This window comes from Bacillus sp. GMs2/2, assembly GCF_050172095.1.
Classification (GTDB): Bacteria; Bacillota; Bacilli; order Bacillales; family Bacillaceae_G; genus Bacillus_A; species Bacillus_A cereus.
Genome location: NZ_JBNLYE010000394.1, coordinates 1 through 3,489, shown reverse-complemented (window position 1 = coordinate 3,489; position 3,489 = coordinate 1). Strand labels below are relative to the sequence as shown.

Sequence of the window (3,489 nt, the reverse complement as noted above, 5' to 3'; positions counted from 1 at the left end):
CGATACCCCCACTAGTTAAAAAGAAAGAAAAAAATCTTCCACAAAGAGCGACGGTTCCAGTGACTATTGAAGGGGTAAAAACCAATATAGTTGAAGTAGGTGAAATCATCCAACACCTGCCGGAAATTCAATTGGTCATTTTAATGTTGGGTGTTTTTGCCCATCCCCCCAAAAAGGTGTATAAGACAAAATATACCAAATTAATCACAAAAGAAAAGACACCCTAAGGTGCCTTCCTCCGACTTGAACCACTTTAATTTTAATAATATGTATTTGACTCCCATCCAAATATTATTTTACCATGTTAAGTTGTTTTATACATTGAAAAATTTGGTTCATATCTATATTTTATTGAAATTTACTTGTTATGTACTTCGTTATATTCGTCATGGTAACCTCCAAAAATTAAATAACGTAATCACCTCTTCAAGTGCTATTGTTATCTCATTAATTTATGTATAACCTCTTTATATTCATTAATCTTTTTATACATATTATTGTCAATAAATTTGAAGTAAATAAACACCCTAGAAGCAATAACAAATTAACTCCGTTAAAGAACAAAATATAAAGCCAAATATCATTGAATGGATATATAATTATTATCGAAGAGCAATCTGTAGGTCATTTATACATGTCAAAAAGGGAAAGCACTTATTTAAATTGCTTTCCTCTCCTTTTTAGAGAAATGGGTACAGTTACCCGTGTATGTTCCGTATATTGGTAACATATATTATATCTTTTTGATCGGTATCAACTGTTAAATGGTTTTTGTTTTTGAATTTTCTTTTAACATTGATTATACTAAGAAAAAGAGTCAAATTATGCTATACTCTTACAGAGAACGTAACAGTGACAAGTCTCTTCTATGAATAATATCTTGTCACTGATCTTTTCTCTTGTGTCTTCTTCTTGCATCGTAAAAGAAAGAGCCACAATCCCAGCCATTGGGGATTGCGGCTCTTTTACTATCTTAATTGTTTATTATGAATTTCCTTTGAAAATAAACTCAACTTCTTCTATACTTAATTTACTTGCTTTTGCAATTGTTTCAATTGATACGCCAAGTTCATGCATACCTTTAATCATTTGTATTTTTCCTTCTTGAACTCCTTCATTGCGAGCATGAGCAAACTTTGCAGCTTCATCCATTAACGCTTTTTCCCTTGCTTCATATGCTTGTCGGAAAGAAGAATCTTGACTCATACGTTCCCATTTATTCATCGCTTTTTGTAAAATTGGATCTTGGTTCATCGCAATATCCTCCAATGTTTGGGTTAAGTGTTCATCCTCATTCGCTGGAAGCAATAACAACCAACGAACAAATGAATCTTCCCAGGGATTTACTTGTTCATTCCGCCACTGTTGCATGAGTTTTGGAATCTCTACGATGTGAACTTCAATATTACTACTTAATACCTTCTGTTGTTGCTGATTCCATAAGGATTCCAGTTGTATGGAATGCCTCGTATTCAGGAAACATAACGAAATTTAATAAATTGATTGTAATTGTTTTATGAAGAGAGCTGTATGGCATTCCTTTTTGAAGTTGGGATGTGTATAGCCTTCCCCAGTAATATAAACTTCTCTTAATCATGTCATGATTGTTATTCAGCTGTATTTCTACATTCGCCTTTGTGCCTGTATCTAATGTAGCGGAAATATCTAAAATTGATAATTTATCCTCTTCATATTCTGGGTGTAAGTGTGGATCTTCCAGTTGCAACGAAACAATCGGTGATTCTAAAGAATATTGTAACATCGCATTTAAAAAGGCAATGAGAATATCTTCATTTCCACTTGTACCAAATAATTATTTAAAAGCAAAATCAATGCGTAAATTCACTAATTGGTGATTGGGCATGGGTTTTCCTCTCCCCATCTCATATGATGTTTTTCTTTTATTGTACAAAATAGAGTGGTACCCATGCAAATAAGTCCTTATCACAATATACATAAGAACTTACCCCAATATTTATTATATATCACTGATTCTCATGAGTTTAACATTTTGCATCTTTTATAAAACTCATTTTATTCTATCTCTACTTTCAACTAGTATTGGAACTAATGTACAATTATAGTATTCACAATAATTTGAAATCAATTTATTTTAGTTAAAAAGAGGTGTTTTAATGGCTATGCAGCGTGCTATAAATCAAAATGGTGAAGATTCCCATATTTGGATAGTTGAAAAAGGAGATGGCAATACATATTTCTGTCCACATTGTAAAGCACAAGTCAATCCTAGAAAAGGGGATGAGAGGATTCATCATTTTGCGCATGTAGCAGGTAGCGCTTGTGCTTTTAGTGGAACTGGTGAATCTAAAAAACATGTAGATATGAAAGAGAATTTTTTTAAACATTTAAAAAAATATCGACCAGAACTTAAAGTTGATATGGAAGCAATCCTTATTCCAGGAAGACGAGCTGATATGGTTATCTATGAAAATGATCAGCCATTTGTAGTCGAATTCCAAGCATCAAAAATAGAACGTGAAGAGTTAATAGCTCGAACAAAAGACTATAGTGAAGCAAAAATCCCTGTACTATGGATTTTTCATATCAGTCGAGTGAAGCTTGATGATTTCAAGAAAAATCAAACTAAACGTATTTCCAATGAGCTAGTATATTTAAATAACGCTGATTCACTTTATGTTTTAAACGACAAGGGTTTTATACAAAAATGCTCTTTAAGAAAGAAAGCGAATCGACAAGAAACTTTTTATATAAATTTTTATAATGCACAAAGAATTTTCAAATTCAATAAAGTAGTTATGAATCCACCAGATAAACAAACCTTGTATTTATGCCAACTTGAAAAAGATTCCATACAAAGTGAAAAATTCTATTATTATGGTTATTTATTTAAGACGAATATAAACAGCCTTCCTAATTACTATAATGTAAAGCTAGAATTAGAGCGCTTTATTAAAAATGGGAATCTATACATATATGACAATAAAGATCACAACAATAAAGGCGTATACATGTTTAATTGCTTTATTCGTTTAGAAGGCTCTTTTGAAAATAGGTATCATTTAAATGATGGGATTTGTTATTTGTTTCAAAAACCTTTAACCACAGATGAGATTATAAATTTACAACAAGTACAGAATTCTAAAAAACCTCTTTCTGACAAAGCGAAAGAAGACAATTCAGCATATCTTGCAAAAGAAATTACTATTGAACCAACTACGACACCAAGAATAAACGGGGACAATATTTATTGTCCTTATCCTCAGAAAAAAAATATTCAACAAAAAAAGTTAATTCCAAAGCGCAAAATGTTAAAGCACCATATTTAGTAAAGAAAAAAGATGTACCTAAGTTGACTATTTCAAACGAAGTGAACAAAACTAGTACACTACAACAAATAGCAGCAACTACTAATGAAACAGGTGAAAATCTAAATAAAAAGATACAGACCTCTAAGTATCATACTTTGCAAAATAATCTTATAAAAAATAGTTATAATGAAACCAAACA

2 protein-coding genes and 1 pseudogene are annotated in these 3,489 nt (G+C 31.3%); 2 read left to right on the top strand and 1 reads right to left on the bottom strand.

The window, feature by feature from the left end:
• Window positions 1-227, top strand: a 227-nt coding sequence (locus tag ACQGS6_RS24890; RefSeq protein ID WP_426965765.1) for a hypothetical protein, incomplete at its 5' end; no start/stop codon positions are given.
• Window positions 228-984: 757 nt separating this feature from the next.
• Here the strand turns inward: ACQGS6_RS24890 and ACQGS6_RS24885 are convergent.
• A pseudogene (locus ACQGS6_RS24885) lies at window positions 985-1,786 on the bottom strand (Rpn family recombination-promoting nuclease/putative transposase).
• Window positions 1,787-2,135: 349 nt separating this feature from the next.
• Here ACQGS6_RS24885 and ACQGS6_RS24880 point away from each other — a divergent pair.
• Window positions 2,136-3,308, top strand: a complete 1,173-nt coding sequence (locus tag ACQGS6_RS24880) for a competence protein CoiA (protein ID WP_426965764.1) — start codon at window positions 2,136-2,138, stop codon at window positions 3,306-3,308.
• Window positions 3,309-3,489: the final 181 nt, after the last annotated feature.

Bases quoted from the DNA above. Each gene is read 5' to 3' on its own strand.
- ACQGS6_RS24880 (WP_426965764.1), top strand. From the start codon at position 2,136: ATGGCTATGCAGCGTGCTATAAATCAAAATGGTGAAGATTCCCATATT.